19 protein-coding genes and 1 tRNA gene are annotated in these 23181 nt (G+C 60.7%); 13 read left to right on the top strand and 7 right to left on the bottom strand.

Translation table 11 applies throughout. From position 1 onward, the window contains the following. Nucleotides 1-36: 36 nt before the first annotated feature. The 3 genes from serC to V2391_RS08460 form a co-directional block, all read right to left on the bottom strand. Nucleotides 37-1161, bottom strand: coding sequence for a 3-phosphoserine/phosphohydroxythreonine transaminase (gene serC, locus V2391_RS08470; protein WP_329738973.1), 1125 nt, complete (start codon nt 1159-1161; stop codon nt 37-39). 141 nt (nt 1162-1302) lie between these two features. After that, the gene (locus tag V2391_RS08465; protein ID WP_329738972.1) at nt 1303-3045 is read right to left on the bottom strand and encodes a DNA/RNA helicase domain-containing protein; all 1743 of its coding nucleotides are present in this window, start codon (nt 3043-3045) and stop codon (nt 1303-1305) included. Further along, nucleotides 3038-3394: a nucleotide pyrophosphohydrolase gene (locus V2391_RS08460; RefSeq protein WP_195502689.1), complete on the bottom strand. Its 357-nt coding sequence runs from the start codon at nt 3392-3394 to the stop codon at nt 3038-3040. The genes V2391_RS08465 and V2391_RS08460 overlap by 8 nt, the downstream gene beginning before the upstream one ends. 114 nt (nt 3395-3508) lie before the next feature. On the opposite strand from V2391_RS08460, the gene V2391_RS08455 reads away from it, so the two are divergent. Then, nucleotides 3509-3733: a hypothetical protein gene (locus V2391_RS08455; protein ID WP_329738971.1), complete on the top strand. Its 225-nt coding sequence runs from the start codon at nt 3509-3511 to the stop codon at nt 3731-3733. A gap of 115 nt (nt 3734-3848) precedes the next feature. On the opposite strand, the gene V2391_RS08450 is transcribed toward V2391_RS08455, so the two are convergent. Next, nucleotides 3849-5450 carry a potassium/proton antiporter gene (locus V2391_RS08450; protein ID WP_329738970.1) on the bottom strand — a complete coding sequence of 534 codons (1602 nt, stop codon included), beginning with the start codon at nt 5448-5450 and terminating at the stop codon, nt 3849-3851. Between the two features lie 323 nt (nt 5451-5773). On the opposite strand from V2391_RS08450, the gene V2391_RS08445 reads away from it, so the two are divergent. Then, entirely contained in the window at nt 5774-6613 is an 840-nt protein-coding gene (locus V2391_RS08445; RefSeq protein ID WP_329738969.1) for a metallophosphoesterase, read from the top strand. Nucleotides 6614-6931: 318 nt separating this feature from the next. Here V2391_RS08445 and V2391_RS08440 read toward each other — a convergent pair whose 3' ends face one another. Continuing rightward, entirely contained in the window at nt 6932-8512 is a 1581-nt protein-coding gene (locus V2391_RS08440; protein ID WP_329738968.1) for a lipopolysaccharide biosynthesis protein, read from the bottom strand. 178 nt (nt 8513-8690) lie between these two features. Here V2391_RS08440 and V2391_RS08435 point away from each other — a divergent pair, with 178 nt between their 5' ends. From V2391_RS08435 to V2391_RS08410, 6 genes are all read left to right on the top strand, one after another. Continuing rightward, nucleotides 8691-10262: an L-lactate permease gene (locus tag V2391_RS08435; RefSeq protein WP_329738967.1), complete on the top strand. Its 1572-nt coding sequence runs from the start codon at nt 8691-8693 to the stop codon at nt 10260-10262. A 278-nt stretch (nt 10263-10540) separates the two neighbouring features. Beyond that, nucleotides 10541-12211: a phosphoenolpyruvate carboxykinase (ATP) gene (gene pckA / locus V2391_RS08430; RefSeq protein ID WP_329738966.1), complete on the top strand. Its 1671-nt coding sequence runs from the start codon at nt 10541-10543 to the stop codon at nt 12209-12211. Nucleotides 12212-12435: 224 nt separating this feature from the next. Beyond that, nucleotides 12436-13155 carry a B3/B4 domain-containing protein gene (locus V2391_RS08425; protein ID WP_329738965.1) on the top strand — a complete coding sequence of 240 codons (720 nt, stop codon included), beginning with the start codon at nt 12436-12438 and terminating at the stop codon, nt 13153-13155. A 170-nt stretch (nt 13156-13325) separates the two neighbouring features. Then, nucleotides 13326-13775 (top strand): MarR family winged helix-turn-helix transcriptional regulator, encoded by a 450-nt coding sequence (locus tag V2391_RS08420; protein WP_329738964.1) that lies wholly within the window; start codon nt 13326-13328, stop codon nt 13773-13775. A gap of 119 nt (nt 13776-13894) precedes the next feature. Further along, the gene (locus V2391_RS08415) at nt 13895-14749 is read left to right on the top strand and encodes a DegV family protein (protein ID WP_271758558.1); all 855 of its coding nucleotides are present in this window, start codon (nt 13895-13897) and stop codon (nt 14747-14749) included. A gap of 80 nt (nt 14750-14829) precedes the next feature. Then, complete coding sequence (locus V2391_RS08410; RefSeq protein WP_329738963.1) at nt 14830-15150, top strand: MGMT family protein; 321 nt, start codon at nt 14830-14832, stop codon at nt 15148-15150. Between the two features lie 446 nt (nt 15151-15596). On the opposite strand, the gene trpS is transcribed toward V2391_RS08410, so the two are convergent. Continuing rightward, nucleotides 15597-16646, bottom strand: a complete 1050-nt coding sequence (gene trpS / locus V2391_RS08405; RefSeq protein WP_329738962.1) for a tryptophan--tRNA ligase — start codon at nt 16644-16646, stop codon at nt 15597-15599. Between the two features lie 159 nt (nt 16647-16805). Beyond that, complete coding sequence (locus V2391_RS08400) at nt 16806-18005, bottom strand: glycosyltransferase family 4 protein (RefSeq protein WP_442878003.1); 1200 nt, start codon at nt 18003-18005, stop codon at nt 16806-16808. Between the two features lie 527 nt (nt 18006-18532). Between V2391_RS08400 and V2391_RS08395 the strand changes: the two genes are divergently transcribed. The 5 genes from V2391_RS08395 to proB all read left to right on the top strand — a co-directional run bounded on the left by V2391_RS08395 (nt 18533) and on the right by proB (nt 23045). Then, nucleotides 18533-19471: a radical SAM protein gene (locus V2391_RS08395; RefSeq protein WP_329738960.1), complete on the top strand. Its 939-nt coding sequence runs from the start codon at nt 18533-18535 to the stop codon at nt 19469-19471. A 150-nt stretch (nt 19472-19621) separates the two neighbouring features. Beyond that, a tRNA-Ala gene (locus tag V2391_RS08390) sits at nt 19622-19694 on the top strand. A 65-nt stretch (nt 19695-19759) separates the two neighbouring features. After that, nucleotides 19760-20251, top strand: coding sequence for a hypothetical protein (locus V2391_RS08385; protein ID WP_329738959.1), 492 nt, complete (start codon nt 19760-19762; stop codon nt 20249-20251). An 84-nt stretch (nt 20252-20335) separates the two neighbouring features. Continuing rightward, nucleotides 20336-21841, top strand: coding sequence for a nicotinate phosphoribosyltransferase (locus V2391_RS08380; protein WP_329738958.1), 1506 nt, complete (start codon nt 20336-20338; stop codon nt 21839-21841). 76 nt (nt 21842-21917) lie between these two features. Continuing rightward, nucleotides 21918-23045 carry a glutamate 5-kinase gene (gene proB / locus V2391_RS08375; RefSeq protein WP_117641007.1) on the top strand — a complete coding sequence of 376 codons (1128 nt, stop codon included), beginning with the start codon at nt 21918-21920 and terminating at the stop codon, nt 23043-23045. Nucleotides 23046-23181: the final 136 nt, after the last annotated feature.

Raw genomic sequence — 23181 nt, 5'->3', positions numbered from 1 at the left:
TGGTTTGAAGTGGCTGGTCGGCCCGCGTGTTGCGGGCTAGTTAGATCGCGGACTCAAACTATGCTGCGCTTCGAAGTCCTTCATGTACGTGGCCAGCGCTTGCACGTCCTCCATGGTGACGGCGTTGTACACGCTTGCGCGCATGCCGCCGACGAGGCGATGGCCCTTGACGTTTTGAATCTGGTGCTCGGCCGCGCCTGCAACAAAGGCCGCATCGAGCTCGGCGTCGCCGGTGCGGAAGGTGACGTTGGCGATGGAGCGGCTGTCGGCCTGCGTTGTGCCATGGAACAGCTCGCTGTGCTCGAGCAGGTCGTAGAGCAGGTTGGCCTTGGCCCAGTTGCGCTCGGCCATGGCGGCAAGTCCGCCGGTCTGCTCAACCCAACGGAACACCTTGCCGCACACGTAGATGCCAAAGGTGTTGGGCGTGTTGAGCATGGAGCCCTTGGCGACCTGGGTCTTGAGGTCCAGGTACTGCGGCGTCTGCGCAAAGGCGGGGCTTTCGGCGATAAGGTCGTCGCGCACGATGACCACGGTCACGCCTGCGGCGCCGGCGTTTTTCTGCGCGCCGGCGTAAATGAGCCCGTAGCGCTCAACGTCGAGCGGCTGTGACAAAAAGCAGCTCGAGACATCGGCGACCATCGGCACATCGCCGCAGTTGGGCAGCTCGTGGTACATGGTGCCAAAGATAGTGTTGTTCTGGCAGATGTAGACGTAGTCGAGCCCGTCGCCCGCGGCCTCGGCGGCAATGCGCGCGTTGACGTCGGCCATGTCTGGGATGCGGTCGAAATTGGTGTCCTCGGAGCTCGCGAGCAGCACGGCCTCGCCGTACTTGGCGGCCTCCTTGTACGCCTTGTTGGCAAAGTTGCCGGTCACGACGTAGCCGGCGCGGCCGCGGCGCATGAGGTTCATGGGGATGCCCGCAAACTGCAGCGTGGCGCCGCCCTGCAAAAACAGGACACGGTAGTTGTCGGGGATGCTCAGCAGGCGGCGCAGGGTTGCCTCGGCGTCGTCGATGATCTGCTGGTACATGCTAGATCGATGGCTCATCTCGAGCACGGACATGCCGCAACCGCGGTAGTCCATCATCTCGTCGGCGATCTCGGCGAGCACGCTTGTGGGCAGTGCGGCCGGGCCAGCTGAGAAGTTGTGCACACGTGCCATCTTCTAGTTCCCCTCGTAGTCGTTTGAGCGTTCGGGATACTTTAGCACAGTGGAGCGCCGGGCGCGACCGCATCACGGTAAAACTCGAGTGCGCCGCTATGATTTACAGGATGGTTACATGGGGGAGGGCGGTCGTTAGGTCTATATCACCGGGATATACCGTGACAAATACTCCTTGAGCGCTGGGTCGCATACATAAAGAAACGTTCCCAGCATGCCGCGCGTCATGAGAACGTAGTGGGCGTTGACGATAATCTTTCGTAGGTCGTCGTCGCTTGCCTTTTTCTTTGCGACGGTATCTTTGAAGTTTGCCTTGTTAACGCAGACGCCCCCTTTGTCGTTGTCGTAGTAAATGTCGGGACCCAGAATTACGAATCCGTAATTGAGGTCGTAGCCCTGCACTGTGTGGATACATCCGACTTCGTTGACGGCGTTGGGGGAGTTAACCCAATCCTTTTGACTCGAGTTCCAACGTTTAGGGATGCCCTCAATGACGATATCGAACGCGTCTTTGTTATTCTTCGTTTCCCACTTCCACGCAAAACCTGCCGTCATGCGGGATAGACCAACTTCTTCTTCCTTGGCTTGCTGCAGAGAACAGAAATCCTCAAATCGGTCGACGATGCCAAACTGGTACCTGGGGATATCACTGTCAGGATCGCCGGCTTGCGAGTCGTAAGGCCGAGAGGCAAAGAGCTCATCAAACTTCATGCCGGCATGCATGTACGCTTTGTTATCAAGCAGGTCGTAGACAAAATCGAGGTACTCATCGCCGCCACGCACACGCATTTGGGTGCTCAAGTTGAATTCTTCGGTCTCGATTCCTGCTTCTTCGAGTTGGTTGAGTCGTTGCTCAAGACCGTCTCGATTGAGGCCGGATGCCCTGACTTGCTGCTTGGGGTCATAAAACAGATATGCCTTGTCGCAGCATTTGAATATCCAGTCAACTTGGTTGCTCGTATGCGGAAGGCCGAGACGATCGCAGGTGCTATAGAAGGCCTTGATGCCGGAGCCCATGCTTAGATAATTACCCAGTCGATGTGCTTCATCGACAAGTAGGATGTCATAACGATCATTTTTGGTTACGTCACTGGGGCTCAAGATATCGCCAGGCTTTAGCACTGGAAGGAAGTGCGTGAGTTTCCTGAGGGTCTTCTTCAGGGAATCCATGGGGGTGACAAAACCGACCCGCAGACCGGAAAGGTTCGGCTCATTTTTGATTTTGAACATGAGACTGATGGCGAGGATTGTTTTACCTGTTCCCGGCGCGCCATTCACGACGGTTATACGTTCTCTTTTTGAGCCGCCATGTTTTGCGTCTTCATGCTCCTGTTCGAGACGTTTATAAATCGTCTCGATCGTTTCGTATTGGTCGGGCGTAAGCGTCTTGAAAGGCGAGAACTTGAACAGATCGGAGTTCTCGAGCTCTTCAATCGGATGAATCGCGTAGTTTTCTTCGCGAAGCTTTGTCCAGAGGTCTCGGAACCTCTGGCGATACTGAGGCCGCTCAAAATAATCGAATTGGGCATAGCCGTTGTTGGCATTGGTGACCTGGTATTTTTCGTCGGCACAGAACAGCTCAATAAGTCGATTCTCGAACTCGAACGTTGCGGATTGGTTGAAGGTGGGATTGTCGATCAGAAGGGTCCGGTCGAAGTCCTTGTCCACGTTTGCAGCGTGTTGTTTCATACGGCGCTGGTAGTTGGTTGTTTGGCCGATGTATGCCGTCTTGTTTCTGCTGTTGGTGAGAATGTAAAGGACGGGCCAACTCTCGTCATGATGGGCTCCAGGCTTTGGCGTGCCAAAGTCCTGAAGAGATTCGCTTGTCTCAAAGGGCTGGGGCAGGGGAAGCGTGTATTGCCGAAGGGCGAACTCATTACTCATGATGGTCCGCCTTTCTGTATTCATTAGATGATGCGTCGACGGGGTAGCGCTCGCCATTGCGCTTGAGCTTGGACGAAAGCGCCGCTGGCAGGTCGATTTCATTTAAATCTGCGAAACGCAGAAGGAAAAGGAGCGTGTCGGCGACTTCGTCTTCGATGGCTTGGCGTTGCTCGGTGTCTTCGAACATTTCTGCAATGCGCTCGTCGCTCATAAAACGAAAGAGCTGAAGGAGCTCGGAGGACTCAGTTGCCATGCCGATGGCGAGCTCTTTTGGCGTGTGATACTTGCGCCAGTCGCGTGCATCACAAAAGTCTCTGACTTGTTCCGTCATGGCATCGAGCCTATCCATCGTCCGCAACCTCCCTGATGTTCATTGTTTTATTATGGCGGTATCTGGGATTTATTGCACCTCATTTGGGGCATGCGGTTTGTTCGGTCGCGATTGCCGGTAGGGGGTTTCACCATGAAAATCGAAGTTGATGTAGACCAACTGCGCGAGAGTCTGCTCGACCGCGCGGGGAGTGCGGCGGGCGTGGGTTTTCCGGCCGCCATGCTCGACGTGATGGATATCGAGGACGAGTCGCCCCAAGAGCTCCTAGCCCGAGCCGAACGCGAAGGCCTCGACCTCTGCGACTTTGGCGTCGATGGTGACGCGGACGATGACTACGGCGCAGACGAGGAATGGTAGCCGCGATTGAACTTCAACCCCATCCCTTCAATAAGATGCGGTGAAATGGGGACTGTTTGGGCTGCTAGAAGGCCTATTCAGTCCCTATTTCACCGCAACTTATGGGTGGGGATGGCTACGACGCCAGCGTGGCGATGACGGCTTCGTCGCCGGCGTATATGAGGGTGTTGCCGTCGGGGATGATGGTTTGGCCGTCGCGCTTGAGCATCACGACGATAAAGGGGTGCTTGCCTTGTGGCACATCGCGCAGGCGCAGTCCTGCCAGGCGACCGTGGGGTGTCACGGTGACCTCGCGCAGCGTAACCTCGGCACGCTCTTCAAACGTCGGCGCGGCCATAACCAGAAGGTCGCCTTCTTCGATCACGGTATCGCCGTTGGGCAGCACCGGGTGCGCGCCGTCGCGCAGCACCAGGACTACGAGCATGTCCGTCGCACTGCCAATGTCCGCGAGCGAGCGCCCCGCAAACGGATGCCCTACACCCACCTTGAGCTTAACGAAAGACATGCCGTCCTCGTCGCGGTAGTCGTTAAACGTGCGGCGCACGTCGCCTTCCGCGTCGATCATATCGAGTTTCTTCGCCACCGCCGGCAGCAGCGAGCCCTGCACCACAATGCTCGACACGGCGATCACAAACACCAGGTCAAACAGGTCGTGACCACCGGGAACACCGACCACCACGGCAAAGAGGCTAAACACGACCGAAGCGGCACCGCGCAGACCCGCCCAGCTTACGAGCGCAACCTGGCGAGGGTTAGTCTTAAAGGGCGCCAACAGCAGGCCCACGGCGATGGGGCGGCTCACAAAGAGCATAAACGCCATGAGTGCCAGGCCCGGTAGCAGCATTTGCGGCAGGCGTGCGGGCGTCACGAGCAGACCGAGCAAGAAGAAGATAGTCATCTCGGCCATTTCGGTGAGGGTATCAAAGAAGTGCGCCATCTCGACCTTGCCGGTGATGTCGCTTGCACCCAGCACAATGCCTGCCAGGTATACGGCCAAAAAGCCGTTGCCGCCCAGGTAGCTCGGCAGCGCGTAGGCAACGATTGCCACGGCGAACAAAAAGATGGTCTGCGCGCCCTCGGCCGTTGCGTGCGCGCGTTCAATTAGGCGGCTGGATGTCCAGCCGATGGCAAGGCCCAGTCCCACGCCCAGGATGATCTGCTTGGCCAACAGCACGGGAATGTCGATGTCGCCGCCCGCCGCGAGGGTCGCGAGCACCGCGGTAAGCATGTAGGCGACGGGGTCGTTGGAGCCCGATTCGACCTCGAGCAGCGAGTCAGTCGCGCCCTTTAGCGAAAGGTTGTGCTCGCGCAGCACGCTAAAGACGCTCGCCGCATCGGTCGACGCCACGACCGAGCCCAGCAGCAGGCCGCCGATCCAGTCGAAGCCTAGTGCAAAATGCGCAAAGGCGCCCGTGATGCCGGCGGTGGCGATAACGCCGAGCGTGCTCAGCAGTACCGCGGGCGCGGCGACGGGCTTGGCGCGGTCGATGTTGGTGTTAAAGCCGCCGTAGAACATGATGAACAGCAGCGCCGTACTGCAGACGGTTTCGGTAAGCGCGTAGTCGCTAAAGTCGATGTGCGCCGGCCCGTTGACGCCCAGCAGCATGCCGAGCGCGATAAAGATGAGCAGGGTAGGGAAGGGGAGCTTTTTGCCGACGGGTTTGATGGTCAGACACAAAATGATGACGAGGCCGATAAAGAGAAGTATCTGGTTCATGGGTAGTGTCCGCTCCTGGGTGGTTGGCGTGGCACGGTCAGTTGTCTGCGGTTATTTGTACCCAAAGATGGTGGGTTTATGGGGCCGAGCCGCGGGCGTTCGCATTATCGACACGAGGCCGGGGCGGGGGGGGTGGTGCTGGGTGGAGCGTTGATGATGATGGCGCGGTATTTCCGGAGCGTGCGGGCGGCCGCTTGTGGCCGTTGGCTGTGGTGGCACTTTCCACCGCTATTGCAACGGAGTACAATGGGTAACGTTTAAGTTCAACTTGAAGTTTTAGTCGTGGCATCGGGCTTCGGCCGTAATGCAGGGAAAGGCGTTCCATGGCGATCTATGTGACATCTGATGCTCACGGGCACGTGCACGCACTGGACGAGGCCCTTTCCAAGATCTCGCTGACGTCCGACGACACGCTATATGTGCTGGGCGACATGATCGACCGCGGTCCCGATCCGGTCGGTGTCATCAACTTGGTGCGGTCGCTGCCCAACGCTCGCGTGCTTAAGGGCAACCACGAGCAGATTATGCTCGACGCGATCATTGGCCAGGACCCGCTCGATGCCGAGACCTGGGATATCAACGGCGGTTGGACCACGCGCCAGCAGCTCAACGAAATGGAGTTTGAGGCATACGAGGAGCTAGTGCGTTGGGCTGCTGCCCTGCCGCTCTATGCGGTGACAGAGACTGTCGAGCGGCCGTACCTGCTGGTGCACGCCGGTATTCAGACCGAGGCGGCGCGCGCGTTTTTGCTTGAGCATGGCGTCGATTGCGGCGACGGCAGGGGGGCGGTCGATGCCGATCGCGAGCTGCTGCAGCAAATGCTCGCCGTGCAGTCGTCCGATGACTTGCTCTGGATTCGCCATGGCTATTGGGATGCCCCGACGGGGCTGCTTTCTGCCGAGGGCAAGGGTCCGGTCGTGGTGAGCGGCCACACGCCCACGGTGTCGCTGGGGCGCTATTGCGAGGTTGGCGGCCTGGCAGGGCTCGATGAGGAGTCGGGCCGCGGGCAAATGGTGCGCTTGGGTGGCGAGGATACCGCCGGTGTGCCCGATCGCATCGATATCGACTGCGCGGCGGCCACCGGTTCCGAGTTCGGCCGCGTCGGGATCCTGCGTCTGGATGACGGGGCGGAGTTTTATGCGAACATCAACCCGGGCGAATAATCGCTGCAAAGGGTAGCTAATTTGGGACGGGGCCTTTTTGACTACTTTTGCCCTTCTGCCCGCTAATTGATTTTTCTGGGACGGGGATTAAATAATCATTTGGCCGCCCGCTGGCTAAGTGAGTAGACTTTTTTGGAAATGCCGAGCACTCAACATATTTGCCTCAATAAAACCGCAGGTCACAGACTTGTGCTTTGTCGGTGTGATCGGGGATTCGGTAAAAGTCTACTCACTTAGGTTTGCGTGATGCATATTGTCCGCAACGAGACCCCGGCCGGGGTGATTCCATCGCAAATTCCGGTGACCGGGGGCAGCTAATTAGGCGCCGTACGGGTTGCGGGCTCGTTCTATGCGCTGGCGGATGTGGGCGTATTCGACAATCAACAGCACCAGCAGTAGGGCCATGATAGCCAGGTAGCTTACGACGGCACCCATCAGGCCAAGCAGGTTGATCAGGATCACCGGGAGCACTACGCTCACGGCAAAGCAGATTAGGTAGATCTTGGTGACGTCTCCAGCGTGGCGCAGCACCGTGATGATGGCATAGATAAAGTCGATGGCCGCGGTTACACCGCCGGCGACGACCATCAGCAGCGCCAATGTGCGGTAGCGCTCAAAGTTGAGGCCGTACATAAAGCTCATGAGGGGAATGCCGGGACCGGCCATAAATGCGGCGCACACGCCGGTGATGGCCACGATTAGTGCCATAACGGCAATAATAATCAAGTCAAAACGGCGGCGTTTGCGCGGGTTCGCCCAAATGCTCGACAGACGCAGGAGCTGCGGTTTATAGACAAATCCGATGCTCAGCAAAATAGCCTGCGCTGGAAAGAACAGGGCATTAAAGTACAGCTGGTATTTGTAGGCCAGCGTGCCTTCCATCACAAACTTGGGCATGCTCTCGATAAGGTTGAATAAAAAGAGCGCGCCAAAGAGCGGGGCGCACTGGACAAACAGGTGGCCGACCTCGCGCAGACTCACGTGGCGCGATTTTTCGGTCTCGAGCAGAGCGAGCGGCGCGGTGACCAGCATGAGCGAGGCGATAGCGGTGACACCCATGGCCATCGCCGCGATGGGCATGCTGCGCGTAAGGAACAGCGCCACGCTAAAGACCGCGATGACGCCGACGGAGCGTAGCGTTTGGCTCATGCCGGCCAGGTAGAGTTTATCGGCCTGCTGCAGGCGGCCCTCGTATACGTCGGCGACGCCGTCGATCACCTTATACAGGTAGACGCCCAGGCCGATCGTCGCCATGTGCGCGTCGTAGCCGCGGGCGCTGCTGTATGCAAGGCCGCAGGCCAGCGCGATCGCTCCGCAAAGCCAGCGATTGAGCTGGTAGGAGGCAAAGGACGTCTTCTCGTCGATATCCGAGACCTGAAAATTGCGCACGCCGTAGTTGCACGCGATCATGATGAGCGTGCCGGTGACAAACGCAATGGAGAACTTGCCGGCTTCCTCGGCGCCCACGAGCTGCGTGGACACGATGGTGAGCAGAGGAAACGCCATGCCCCATACGGCGGTGCCCAGGGTATTCCAAAGGTAGTCGCGACGGGTGGCATGATCTTCGTACTCGGCTTCTTGCGTGGAGAAGCCGCCGCCGTAGACGGCTCCGAGCAGGCGGTTCCACCAGGCATTGACCATGCGGTGGATGGGGCCGGGCTGGCGATCGCGCTCGCGGCGACGGCGTGTGGCCTGGTTGCTGTCGGGACCGCCGGCGTTACGCTGGCTTAGCTCTTGGATTCGTGCGAGCTCCTCGGCGGTATGCGATGCGGGGAAGAGGCCGTTCTCGATGCGTCCGCCTTGGGCCTTTGCGGTGCCGCCGCTCGCTGCGGCGGGGTCGGCGACGCCATTGCGGCGGGCGATGGCGCGGCGGATGCTATCGAGGGGCGTGATGCTCAAGGCGGTTCCTTTCTCTTACTGTGCTCTAGTATAGTCGCGGTGGTGTTTGCTCGTGTTTTTGAACGGATTGTTCAATATTTCGGCAGGCGGCAGAAAATTGTCGGTAAGCGTGCGGTATCCTGTTCAAGTTTTATGACACCCCCGATGCCGCCCTCGCGGTACCAAGGAGCTTTTACCCATGGACGTCGCCGCATTTTTGCTGGCTCTTGTGCCTATCATCTGGCTTGTCGTGATGCTGCTGTGCTTTAAATGGCCGGCCTGGAAAGCCGCCATTGGTTCGTTTGTTCTTTCGTGCGTGCTCGCCTTTGCGTGGTGGCATTTGCCGGTGGCGCAGATAGCCACGGCCTCGCTCGAGGGCTTTTTGATGGCGCTGTGGCCCATCGTGCTCGTAATTATTGCCGCGGTGTTCACGTATAACCTGTGCGTGCGCACGGGTGCCATGGACGTGATCGGCAGTATGATCACCTCCATCAGCAGCGATCGTCGTCTGCTGGCGCTGCTCGTGGCCTGGTGCTTCGGCGGCTTTATGGAGGGCATGGCTGGCTTTGGTACCGCTGTCGCCATTCCCGCCGGCATGCTCGCGGGCCTTGGTTTTGAGGCCGTGCCTGCCGTGCTGATCTGCCTGCTGGCCAACGGCGTGCCCACGCCCTACGGCTCCATCGGCATCCCCACGGTGTCCGTTGCCGACCTGGTGGGTCTGGATTCCCTGCACCTGGCGACCGTTCAGCTGGTGCAGCTCGCACCGTTCTTTGTGGTGATGCCGCTGCTCATCGTGTTGGTTGCGGGCCGCGTGGCCGACGATCAAGGCGATGTTGCGAGCGTAGGCGAGCGCCTGCACGGCGTGGCCGGTATCGCGCTGCTCTCTGGCGCGTCCTTTGTCGGCGCTGCCCTGGTCGTCGCTATGTTTGTGGGCCCCGAGCTTGCCGTGGTCGTGGGCTCCATCGTGTCGCTCGCGCTGACCGCCGCGCTTGCCATGCGCGCCGAGAAGTTCGGTCACCTGGACGCGCGCTTTCACATGAATATCGAGGCCGGTGAGCAGCTCACCGCTAAGTCGGCGCTTTCTGCCTGGTCGTGTTTCATCCTGATTTTTGTACTGCTGTTGGGTACGTCCAACCTGGTGCCCGCCGTGCATGCCGCGCTTGCGCCCTTTGCGAGTCACGTGCAGGTGTATTGCGGCGAGAACCCCGGCACGCTTACGTTTTCGTGGATCAACACGCCGGGTGTTTGGATTTTCATGGCTGCGTTTGTCGGCGGCGCCATTCAGGGCGCTTCGCCGCGCATGATGGGCGAGGTGCTGGCCGCGACCGTCAAGCAGATGATGCCGACGGTAATCACGATGCTTTCGGTGCTGGGCTGCGCCAAGGTGATGGGCTATGCAGGCATGATCTCTTCGATCAGCGCGTTCTGCATTGCGGTCGCAGGTGGCCTGTACCCGATTCTGGCTCCGTGGATCGGTGCCGTCGGTGCGTTCGTGACCGGTTCGGGCACGTCCTCGGGCATGCTGTTTGGCCCCATCCAGAGCCAGGCCGCTTCGGCGCTGGGCGTGAGCGACTACTGGATGGTCGCGCTGAACGCCCTGGGTGTCGCCGCCGGCAAGATGATCTCGCCGCAAACGCTCGCGATTGGCCTTGCCGCCGTGCACGTGCGCGGTAAGGACGCCGAACTCCTGGGTGCAGCGCTGCCCTACGCCGTCGGCATGCTGGTCCTCATGAGCGCCATCGCCATGCTCGGCCAAGGCCTGCCACTGTAGCCGGTACTTAGGGACGTTCCTTATGTGCCGGCACTTTGGGAACGTCCCCAAGTGCCGGCATCTGGGGGCACTCTTTGACTGTTGCCTGTTCAAGAGTGTCCCCAACGACTAGTCGTTTAAGAACGCCCCCAATGACTAGGCCGCTTGCCTGCGATTTTTGACCGTTGGGCGGGCGCTTCGTCGTTGCCGCAAAAACGTTTTTGCATATCGGGTACAACGGGCTTTACGTGAGTAAAGTGCGCGCCGCGTCCACGTGCCGCGCTTTTAAAGGAGGCCCCATGCCTGGTGTTACCCCTGCAGAAGTTCTGTCCAACTTTGGCATTACGCTGGTCGAAGACCCCGCCGAGAACCAGCCCCGCCTGCTGGTTGACCTGCCGGCAGCCGAGCTTGTCGAGTATGCCATCCGCCGCAACGAAGGCCGCATGGCCTCCAACGGCGCGCTGGTGATCGAGACGGGGGAGCGTACCGGACGTTCGCCCAACGACCGCTTTATCGCCGACACGCCCGACGTGCACGACAAGATTGCCTGGGGCGCCGTCAACCGCCCGCTTTCGATCGAGAGCTACGAGGTCATCAAAGCCGGTATTGTTGACTACCTCAACGAGCGCGACGTGTTCGTCACGCGCGGCATGGCGGGCGCCGACCGCAACCACACGCGTCGCCTGCTCGTCGCCTGCGAGCGTGCCAGCCAGGCGCTCTTTATTAAGCAAATGCTCGCCCGTCCGCTCGCTCGCGAAATTGCGCGCACCGGTGAGCCGGACTTCTGCGTCCTTGCCGCACCCGGTTATCAGTGCGACCCCGCCATCAAGGGCCTCAATTCCAGCGCTGCCGTGGTCATCAACTTCCAGGAGCGCGTGATTCTGGTTGCCGGCACCGGTTACTCCGGCGAAATCAAAAAGTCCATCTTCAGCGTCATGAATTACCTGCTGCCCGTCGAGGACGATGTACTGCCCATGCACTGCTCGGCCAGCATGGATCCCGTCACGCACGAGACGGCCGTGTTCTTTGGCCTTTCGGGCACGGGCAAGACCACGCTTTCGGCCAACCCCACGCGTCTGCTGATCGGAGATGACGAGCACGGCTGGTCCGACATGGGCATCTTTAACGTCGAGGGCGGCTGCTACGCCAAGTGCGAGGGCTTGGACGCGTTCCACGAGCCCGAGATCTTCAACGCCGTTCGCTTTGGAGCCATCTGCGAAAACGTGGTGCTCGATGAGAACCGCAAGCCTAACTATGATGACGTCTCGATTACGCACAATACGCGCGTGGCTTATCCCGTCGAGCATATCCCCAACGCGTGGACCAAGGGCATGGGCACCACCCCGAGCGTCGTGCTGTTTTTGACCTGCGATGCCTTTGGCGTGCTGCCGCCCATCTCACGCCTGACGGCCGATGCCGCCATGTATCACTTTGTGACGGGCTTCACCGCCAAGATTCCCGGCACCGAGGTCGGCGTCACCGAGCCCACGCCCACGTTCTCCTCGCTGTTTGGCGAGCCGTTTATGCCACTCGACCCCATGGTCTATGCCAAGATGCTCGGCGAGCGTATCGCCGACGGTCGCACGCGCGTGTACCTGGTCAATACCGGCTGGATCGGTGGCGGCTACGGCGTGGGCCATCGTATCGAGCTTGCCTACACGCGCGCCCTGGTGGCCCGCGCCCTCGACGGTACCATCGAGGACAGCGAGTTCGTGCACGACGATATCTTTAATGTCGACATTCCCACTACGTGCCACGGTGTGCCCGACGGCATCCTGGTGCCGCGCCAGTACTGGCAGAGCACCGCGCGCTACGACGAGGCAGCGCACAACCTGGCGGTGATGTTCGAGGAGAACTTCGAGAAGAAGTACTCGCACCTGCCCGAGTCCGTCAAGGCCGCCGGCCCGCACGCTCATGTGCCCGCCGACGCCCGTCATCGCGGTCGCGGGCTGCTGGGACTTCGCCACTAGCGTCGCCTCAGACCCAAAACCACCATAAAGGGGCCAGGCACCTTTATGGTGGTTTTGCTCGCGCGGATGACTCGGGTTACAATATGCCTGACATATCGTCCCCTTCTCCGGATGGGGACAGCGCAAGCGCTCTTGTGACGGCACCGTAGGACTTTGAAGGTGGCCGTTGTAAGGGCGCTTTTTGTTTAGGCGCTCGCGTGGGGCGAATCGTGAAGGGAGCATGTATGAAGAGCTTTATTGCCGAGGATTCATTTTGGGAGCTGTTTCCGCAGGCGGCGGTCGGTGTTGTGGTCGTGGAGGGTATGAAGCCTGCGTCTCAGATTCCTCAAGAGGACGTGGACGCGATTGCGGCGCTGCTCGACCGTGCCAATATCGATGCTGAGCGTCATCTGACCAGCGATACTATCAGCGAGAACGCGCCGGTCAAGGCATGGCGCGAGGCCTATCGTCTGTTCAAGACCAAGAAAGGCGCGCGTTGCTCAATCGAGAACCTGCTCAAACGCGTGCTCAACGGCAAGCCGGTGGGCCACATTACGCCCGCGGTGGACATCTATAACACGGTGTCGCTGACCTACGCGCTGCCCGTGGGAGGTGAGGACCTGCATGCGATTGAGGGAGATCTTCGCTTGAAGGTGACCGATGGTGGCGATGCGTTCTTGCCGCTCGGCGAGGAAGCGGATGATCCGACGCTGCCCGGTGAGCTTGCTTATATCGATGATGCGGGCGCCGTGTGCCGTTGCTGGAACTGGCGCGATGGCGTTCGCACGGCGCTGTCCGACGATTCGGCGGACGCATTTCTGGCGATTGAGTGCGTGGAGCCCGAGCGGATGGGGGATTGCCAGGCCGCCATCGATCGCTTGGCCGAGCTGCTCGAGCGCTATCTGGGAGCGACGGTTGTCGTTAAGACGCTTGTGACCCGCGACAATCCCTGCGTGGAGCTGTAGCGGCGCCTAGAACCTATTGATGCCCCAGACCACCACAAAGGTGCCTGTCCCCTTTGTGGTGGTTTTTATGTTGATGGGTTAACAATTGGGTCGCGTGGAGGCGGCAGTCGCTGAGTACGGCTAAGATGTTTACCCGTTAGCATCATGCAAGCGAAAGGCGGTCGTCTCCCATGCAGCAGAACGACGAGACACGTTTTGAGGATTTTGTCGGACTGATTAGCGGGCTGTACAAGGAGATTCAGCGTATCAAGACGTCCGAGGGCGCAAGGCTGGGCCTCAAGGGCTCCGACGTTATGTGCCTGTACTACCTGGAGCGCAGCAAGGACGGCATGACCGGCGCCGATCTGGCTCGCGTGGCCGGCGTGACGCGCGCTGCCGTTTCGCGCACGCTGACGCACCTGGAGGAGGGCGGCTTTGTCGAGGTTGATGACTCGGGCGATGCTGCCGTCAAGTACCGCGCACCGGTTCGCCTGACCACGCTGGGTGGCGAGAGCATGAACGAGGCCGACCGTATCATCCACGACGTGCTCGACACCACCGGTAAGGCCATGGGCGTGGAGCAGCGCGAGCAGATGTATGCGTCGCTGCGTACGATTCTCAACACCCTGCGCGAGATCTAAGGCCGCCAAGGCATTTGCTTCCCATTAACAACTGCATAGTCCCGTTTGAGCGCGTATACCGTGCCGGGGCAATGCTGTCTAAATTCCCCGCGCGAGACCTGCGCAAGAAAGGATTTGTTATGTCCGTCCGCATTATTACCGATTCCGCAAGCGATATGTCGCCGGCGGAGCACCCCGCTCTGCGTGTTCTGCCGCTGTCCGTCACCTTTGGCACCGATGTGTACATGGATGGCGTCGACATCGATCACCAGCGCTTTTACGAGATGCTCGTGGAGCGCGATGAGCTGCCCAAGACCGGCCAGGTCAACCCGTACGCGTTTTCGCAGGCGATTGCCGAGGCGCGTGAGGCCGGCGACGAGGCCGTGATTATTACCGTGGGCGCCAAGCTTTCGGGCACCAATCAGAGCGCCCGTACCGCACTTGCCGAGGCGCCGGGCGGCGACGTGTTCGTCGTGGACAGCAATAACGTGACCTTGGGAGAGCGCGTGCTGGTCGAGTATGCGCTGCGCCTGGTGGATGAGGGCCGTAGTGCGGCCCAGATCGCGGCGGCTGTCGAGGCCGTGCGCGACCGCGTGGTGGTTATCGGCCTGCTCGAGACGCTGGAGTATCTGGTGCGTGGCGGTCGTCTGTCTGCTGCGGCCGGCGCCGTGGGTACGCTGCTCAACGTGAAGCCGGTCGTGGCCGCCGAGGACGGCCTCATCGTGCAGCTGGGCAAGGCGCGCGGTTCCAAAAACGGTCGAAACCTGTTGAACCAGAAGGTCGAGCAGGCGGGCGGCGTCGACTTCTCCATGCCGCTGGCGCTCGGCTATACGGGTCTTTCGGATGCGGTGCTCAAGAAGTATATCGAGGACAGCGCGGCGCTGTGGGCTGGCCATGCCGAGGGCGAACTGCCCGTTCACACCATCGGCGCCACCATCGGCACCCACGTAGGCCCCGGTGCCGTAGCCGTAGCCTTCTTCCAACCCGCCAACTAACCGACTTGCCATAAACCACCACAAAGGGGACAGGCACCTTTGTGGTGGTTTATGCTTTTCCGGATGGAAGGGAGCGAGCAATGGCGTCTGAGGGCTTTTTTGAGCGGGTGTACGAGGTGGTCGAGCAGATTCCCGAGGGGATGGTCGCCACGTATGGCCAGGTGGCGCTGCTCGCCGGTCGTCCGCGGAGCGCGCGCTATGTGGGCTATGCGCTGCATAGCAACCCACGCCCTGGCGAAATTCCCTGTCATCGCGTGGTGTTTGCCGACGGTCGTATCTGCGAGGGCTTTGCCTTTGGCGGCCCCGATGCTCAGCGTGAGCTCTTAATGGGGGAGGGCGTGACGTTTACCAATCCCATGCACGTCGATCTGGGCGCCTGTCGCTGGCCTGCCGGACTCTAATAGTTCTGCCGTGGTCAAAACCACCACAAAGGTGCCTGTACCCATCGTGGTGGAACGCCGTTATCGCTGACATTTCCCCAGATAAAACCTACCAAAATAAACCTGTCCCTTTTTGGTAGGTTTACCGGGACTAACTTATGGAGAAGGTGTGGCGGCGTACGTTGCCGTTAGAAAGTAAACCACGGTGAACTATATTGTATTCAGCAACGGAGCAGGCAATAGGCGATGAAAAAGCCTGCCCTGTTGAGTTTGATTCGCATTCCTCCCCTCTGTGCGATTCAACGGTGTACTTCGGGAACGGGCCCGCTGGCAACTGACTGCCGGCGGGCCCGTTCCCGTTTGTCGGGGGAGTGCAATGGGTGGAGCCGAATCGGTCGGGCACCAAAAAAGGCGGACGCTGCAGCGCCCGCCCTAAAGCAATCGAAAGCTCAAGTCAGCTAATCGGTTTAGTACACCATGCCCATGGCGTCCCGAACCTCGGCCAAGGTCTGCTCGGCGATCTCGTTGGCGCGACGGTTGCCCTCGTGCAGCACGTCCTTCACATAGTCCAGATCGTTCTCGTAGCGCTGGCGACGCTCGCGGATCGGTGCGAAGTACTCGTTGACGGCCTCGGTCACGTACTTCTTGAGCTGGCCGGAGCCGCCCATGCCAATCTCCTCGGCAATCTCGACCTCGGAACGGCCGGTGCAGATGGCGGCCGTCGAAAGCAGGCCGGACACGCCGGGACGGTTCTCGGGATCAAACGTGATCATGCGCTCGGAATCGGTCTGGCTCTTCTTGATGCGCTTGGCCGTCTCCTCGGCGGTCATCGAGATGTTGATGGCGTTGCCGTAGCTCTTGCTCATCTTGCGACCGTCCAAGCCGGGCAACAGCGGGGTCTCGGACAGCAGCGCGTCGACCTCGGGGAACACCTTGCCGTAGCGGTTGTTAAAGCGGCGTGCGATGGTGCGGGTGAGCTCGATGTGCGGCAGCTGGTCGCGGCCGACGGGCACCACATTGCCCTTGCAGAACAGGATGTCGCAGGCCTGGTGCACCGGGTAGGTTAGCAAAAGACCGGTGAGTTCGTGGCCCGACGCCTCCATCTCGGTCTTAACCGTGGGATTGCGCGCCAGCTCGGCCTCGGAGACCAGCGACAGGAACGGCAGCATGAGCTGGTTGGCGGCGGGCACGGCGGAGTGCGCGTAGATCATGGTCTTGTCGGGGTTGATGCCGCAGGCAAGGTAGTCCATGACCATGTTGTACACGTTGTCCTGGATGTGCTCGGTGGTGTCGCGATCGGTGATGACCTGGTAGTCGGCGATGAGCACGTTGGTCTTGGCGCCCATGTTCTGCAGCTCCACGCGGCCCTTGAGGGTGCCAAAGTAGTGGCCCAGGTGCAGGCGGCCGGTGGGGCGGTCGCCGGTAAGCATGGTGAACTTCTCGGGCGTCTTGGCCAGACCCTCGCGAATGGCGTTGCTCTTTTGCAGCGCGACTTCGTAGCTGTTCTCGTTTGGCATGATTGCTCCTAACGTATGTTCATGGGTCAAGATGATAACGCGTTTATTGAAGGGGCGGGGCGTAAGTAGGCGAGGGGCGGGAGAGGGGTAGCTTGCGCACTGGGTGCGGACCGGCCGCGCTTGGCCGGCGGCGCCTGAGCGCATCCTCGGCAGCTTATCCTAGAGCTTGTGGTGGCGCTCTTCCTTACGATCCTCAGCTGCCTGCTCCTCCTGCTTAAAAGCAGGGTCGTCGGGGGTTACCAACTCGTCTTCGTGCGTGCGCTTGTTGTAATGGTGGCGCAGCACGGGCTCAAACAGGTGCAGGTGCTTGGCGAAGGCCGCCGAGCCGATGGCGAGCACGGTAAAGATGAGCACGCGTATGGGGACCTCGACCTGGTTGATGGCGGCGGCGCCGGCCGAAAGCATAATGCACCAGGCATAGATGAGCAGTACGGCCTGCTTTTGGTTGTAGCCCTCTTGAATGAGGCGGTGGTGGATGTGGCCCTTGTCGGCCTGCCCAATGCTAATGTGGGCGCGCTTGCGGCGAACGATGGCACTAAATGTGTCGATGATGGGCACCCCGGCCACGATGAGCGGGATGATGAGCGAGGTGAGCGCGGCGGTGCGGCTCACGTTGAGCAGCGAGATGGAACCCAGCGCAAAGCCCAGAAGCAACGACCCTGAGTCGCCCAAGAAGATACTCGCGGGGTTGAAGTTATAGCGCAAGAAGGCGAGGCACGAGCCAAAGAGCGCGATGGAGAGCGCGGCGGCGTCGATGCGGCCCGAGAGCACGGCGACCGAAAACATGGTGAACGACGCGATGCCGCAGATACCCGTGGCCAGACCATCGAGGCCGTCGATAAGGTTGATGATGTTGGTGAACGCCACCAGGTAGATCACGGTGATGGGGTAGGCGAGCCAGCCGAGCATGATCTCGCCGGGGGCAAACGGGTTGACGATAACGCCGATGCGCAGGCCGCCAACGCAGGCGATGAACGCGGCGAGGACCTGACCGGCCAGCTTTTGCTTAGGCTTGAGCTGGTAGACGTCGTCGATCGCGCCGGTCGCAAAGATGACGGTAAAAGAAAGCGCAAGTATGGGGTAGCTGATGTGCAAGAGGGGATGAGGCACCAAAACGGGTGGCCAGCCCAGGTACCAGGTGCCTAGGATCTGCACAATGCAGGCGACGACGAGGCCCAAAAAGACCGCCGTGCCGCCCATGCGCGGGATGGGTTTAGTGTTGATGCGGCGCTTGGAAGGATAGTCGACGGCGTCGAGCTTGATTGCCAGGCGCTTGACCAGGGGCACCGTAAGGAAGGTCGTGATAAAAGCCATGACCGCCACGCATAGGTACGGTATGAAGCTCGTGGAGGAAGCCATGAATCGATAAACCGCCAAGCGTCGAAGGAAAAGGTCAAAGGATGCCACGCCGCAAAGGGTATAGCTGACCCATGATACTCGACCAAGGAGGGTGTGAGGAATTGCACGGGGCGATAATCACGCGCTTACCAGATATTCGAGTGATAGCGGGGCTCTGCCTGGTGCCTTTTGGGGATCTTGGCGGGATTTGCAATGGCGATTTTCGGCAAAAGAAAACCACCCCCCACGTTACGAAAATGAACCCACCTAAAACAGGTGGGTGCCCTCATCGACTGTTCCAGCGTCCTTAACAACGAAGGATACCTGTACTAGGTACGACTGTGTGGGCTCCCTAAATAAACGCGACGGTTCACCCAGTTGCTCCGCGGGGGGCGGAATACCTACATCATAAAGCGGCACTTTATCGATTCCAGTCTTGACATTACAAAAATCGTGTCGGACGATTACGGCGCCTTGGGCTCGAGCTGTCTGTGCGGTTGGTCCCCTTGCGTTTGAGCTGCTGAATCGTTCTTTTGGAGCATGTTTTTATGCCGACGTCGTTGACCGAACTTTTTTCGCCCGCCTGCCATTTGTGTCCGCGCCGTTGCGGTGCGGCGCGTGAAGAGGGCGCGCACGGCGTATGCGGTGCCAACGACACGCTCAAGGTGGCCCGCGCGGCGCTTCACATGTGGGAGGAGCCGCCTATCTCGGGCGAGGCTGGTTCGGGCACGATCTTCTTTAGCGGCTGCTCGCTCAAATGCGTCTATTGCCAGAATCACGAGATTTCGACGGGCAATTTTGGGCTTGAGATTTCGCCCGAGCGCTTGGTCGAGATTATGTTGGAGCTGCAGGACCAGGGCGCTAACAATATTAACCTGGTGACGGCGACGCACTACGCGCACCTGCTGCCGGCTGCGATTGCCGCGGCACGGGCACGCGGGCTGGTCATCCCAATCGTCTACAACACGAGCGGTTATGAGCGCGCGAGCGCCGTGGCTGCCTTGGGTGACCTGGTTGATGTGTGGCTCACCGACTTTAAATATGCCGATGCGGCGCTTGCGCAGTCGCTCTCTCATATAAAGGACTACCCACGTGTGGCCGTGTCAGGCCTGGCTCAGATGGCGCGCGAGATCGAGCGCCGCGGGGGAGAGCTGGTGGACGAGGACGGGCTCATGAAGCGCGGCATGATTGTGCGCCATCTGGTGCTGCCGGGGCATGCAGACGATTCATGCCGCGTGCTGGACCTGGTGTGGCGGACGGTGGGCGATGTGCCGATCTCGGTCATGAACCAGTACACGCCCAATGCGCTCATGCGCGAGCAGGGCGGCGACCTGGCGCGTGCCGTGACGCGCGAGGAGTACGAGCAGGTACTCGACCATGCCGATGACCTGGGCTTTACGACGATGTTTTGGCAAGAGGGCGGCGCGGTAGACGAGAGCTTCACCCCGGCCTTCGATACCACCGGCGTCCTCACCAGCGCAAAGTAGTACGCACGCGGATGATTTCCTGGGACGGGGATTAGAAGATCATCGAGTGGAATGCTTGCTCGGAAGGTGGTCAAAACGGCTCCGTCCCAAAAAGACTGGGTATTGGGCGTTGACAGTTGGCGAGCCGTAGGTAAAATATCAACTTGTCCTGGGGACGTAGCTCAGTTGGGAGAGCGCTGCCGTCGCATGGCAGAGGCCGAGGGTTCGACTCCCTTCGTCTCCACCCTTGGATTTGATAAGCCGCTGACATTGTGTCGGCGGCTTTTTTTAAAAAGAAAGGGCTGTACTATGGCCGAGCTTGAGTCCCAACCATTGTCCGACGAGGAGCGCGCCGAGTTGGAAGAGCTCCGCGCCGAGAAGGTCCGCCGCGAGGCTCAGGAAGAGGCCCGTCGCGAGCGTGAGGAGCTGGCTGCCCTGCGTGCCGAGCGCGCGAAGGCCGAGGAGGCCGCCGCGAACGCCGCGCCCGCGCCCAAGCCCGCGCCCAAGCCTGCGCCCAAGCCCGCCGCCGCGAAGCCTGCGCCCAAGCCCGCCGCCGCGAAGCCTGCGCCTGCCGCGGCCAAACCTCAGCCTAAAAAGGCCGCCCGCCCCAAGCCTGCCGAGCCCACGCCGAGCCGTGACGAGATGACCTTTGCCCAGCGCATGGTCACCTCCAAGGAGCCCACGGGCGAGAATGAGATCCCCGGCATGGCTCCGGCTCAAAAAATCATCATCGTGCTCGCCTTGGTCGCATTTGTCGTCTTTATGGGCTACACGATCATGACCAGCATGGGCCTGCTCTAACCGATTTGCATCGGGCGTCATGTCCGCATGCTCCGCTCTCGTCCAACCCTCAACTTCTGCACAACGCATCCGAAAGGTCGCCCCATGGCTTTGACCGACATCTCGCATCCCACCGACATTGCAATGCTCACCGATCTGTACGAGCTCACTATGGCCCAAGGCCTGTGGGAGAGCGGCAAGGCCAATGAGCAGGGTTGTTTTACCGCGTTTTACCGCGACCATCCCTTTGGTAGCGCCTACGCCGTCATGTGCGGTACCGCCGAGCTGCCCGAGCTGGTCGAGAACCTGCGCTTTACGCCCGAGGATATCGACTACCTCGCCTCGCTCCAGGCCCCGGCCGGCGGCGCGATGTTCAAGCCTGGATTCCTCGACTACCTGCGCGATTTTCGTGCGCATGTAAATATCGACGCCGTCCCCGAGGGCGAGCTCGTCTTTCCGCGCGAGCCCATGGTGCGCGTCACCGGCCCCGCGCTGGAGTGCCAGCTGCTCGAGACGGCGCTGCTTAACATCGTCGGCTTCCAGACACTTGTCGCCACCAAGACGGCGCGCGTGGTGCTGGCAGCGGACGGCCGTCCCGTTGCCGAGTTTGGCTTGCGCCGCGCCCAGGGCCCCGATGGCGGCCTGGCCGTCGCGCGCGCGAGCTACGTTGCCGGCTGTTCCTCTACGTCCAATGTGCTCGCCGGTCGCCGCTACGGTATTCCCGTCTTTGGCACGCATGCGCACAGCTGGGTGATGAGCTTCGACTCCGAGCTCGAGGCCTTCCGTGCCTTTTCCAAGTCGAGCCCCAAGAACTGCACGTTGCTCATCGACACCTACGATGTGCGTGAGGGCTGCGAGCATGCCATTACGGTTGCCAAGGAGATGGAGGCGGCGGGTGAGCGCCTGTCGGCCATTCGCATCGACTCGGGTGACCTCGCCAAGCTGTCCAAGTATGTCCGCGGCCGTTTTGATGCCGAGGGCCTGCCCTATGTGGGGATCTCGGTTTCCAACGATTTGGACGAGTACACGATTCAGTCACTGATCGACCAGGGTGCGCCCATCGATAGCTTTGGCGTGGGTACCAAGCTCGCGACCTGCTATGACCAGCCGGCGTTGGGCGGCGTGTACAAGCTTTCCGCCCGCCGTGCGAGCGAGGCGGACCCGTGGACGCCGGTGGTCAAGCTCTCCGAGCAGCCTTACAAGCGCACGATCCCGGGCGTGCAGCGCGTGCGCCGCTATTACGACGGCTTTGGCGGCCCGATTTGCGACATGATCTATGACGAGGATCATCTAGCGGGGGAGGGCGCCGCGCGCGGCAATACCCTCGTGGCCGTGAACGATGCCGCCCTGGTGACCGATGTGTCCGAGCTCGAGTATCGCGACCTGCTGGTGCCGATCGTGCGCGATGGCAGTGCGGTGGCTCCGCGTGAGAGCATCGAGGACGCGCGTGAGCGCTGTGCTTGGGCACTCGATCATCTGGATCCGGTTTACAAGCGCTTCCTGTACCCGCAGACCTATGTGGTGGGCATGGAGCAGGGCCTGGCACAGGTGCGCGACGAGCTCGTGCGCAAGAACATGGCCGCGGCTTCCGCCTTTCCCTGGGCTCACTAATGAAATGATCCCTTGGGGACGGAGGAAAACGGATCATTTTCTCGCTCGCCCGCTCAACACTCGATTGGTTTGACGTATGACGACTTCTTATAAAACGATGGTGGTAAAGATCGGTTCGTCCACGGTGGTGGGCGCCGACGGCAAGGTCAACCGCGCCTTTATCGGCGGGCTTGCCGATCAGGCCGCAGCGCTGCGCAAGCTCGGCTGGCGTCTGGTCGTGGTGAGCTCGGGCGCTATCGCCTGTGGCTATCCCGTGCTGGGCTTCGACCGCAAGCCGGTCGGCGACCTGCCGAGCCTGCAGGCCTGCGCCTCGGCCGGTCAGTGCATCATCTCGTCGGCCTACGACGAGGAGTTCCATGCGCGCGACCTGCTCACCTCGCTCGTGCTGCTCACGCGCCACGACACGGCCCGCCGCACGTCCTACCTGCATGCGCGCGACGCCCTGCTGCGCCTCGTGGAGCTGGGAGTGGTGCCGGTCGTCAACGAGAACGATACCGTTACCGTCGACGAGATCAAGTTCGGCGACAACGACACGCTGGCGGCGCTTGTGAGCTGCTTGGTTTCTGCCGATCTGTGCGTGACGCTCTCGGACATCGATGGCCTCTATACCGCCAATCCGCACGAGGACCCCACGGCCGAGTTCGTTCCGGTCGTGCATAAGATTGATGCCAAGATTATCGCCTCGGCGGGTGATTCTTCCACATCGGTGGGCACGGGCGGCATGATTACCAAGATTCGCGCGAGCCGCATTCTGATGACGGCGGGCATTCAGAGCGTGATCTGCTCGGGCGAGGAGCCCGATGCGCTCGTGCGCCTCGCCCGCGGAGAGAGCGTGGGTACGCTGTTCGATCCGCCGGCGGAGCGTCTGGACATTGCGCCCCGCAAGCTGTGGATCGCACTGGGCGACAAGGCGCATGGCTCGGTGACGGTCGATGACGGCGCCGCGAAGGCGCTGGTCAGCCGTGGTTCTTCCTTGCTTGCGGTGGGTATTCGCGAGGTCGATGGCCAGTTTGCCGAGGGCGATGTGCTCGACGTGTGCGACCCGAGCGGCATGGTTGTCGCCCGCGGTATCGCCGAAGCCGATTCGGACGTGCTGGAGCTTGCAGCAGGACGCCGCCAGGACCAGATCGCCGGCAACCGCCTGCTGGCAGACCTGGCCGAAAAGCCCGCGATCCATCGAGATAACTTGATTGTCTTCGCCTAACGGGTCGACGCTGCGCGCCGCCCAGAGCGACAATTTGTCATTCAAAAGGCGAGGCATGACCATCAGGTCTATGCCTCGCCTTTTTCATGCCAACTTGTTCGCTCTGGGCGGCGCTCGCTTCTTTTGTTCGACCTAC

It is taken from the genome of Collinsella sp. CM84Y_54 (assembly GCF_036317945.1).
Classification (GTDB): Bacteria; Actinomycetota; Coriobacteriia; order Coriobacteriales; family Coriobacteriaceae; genus Collinsella.
This window is presented reverse-complemented; position numbering and strand designations above follow the sequence as displayed.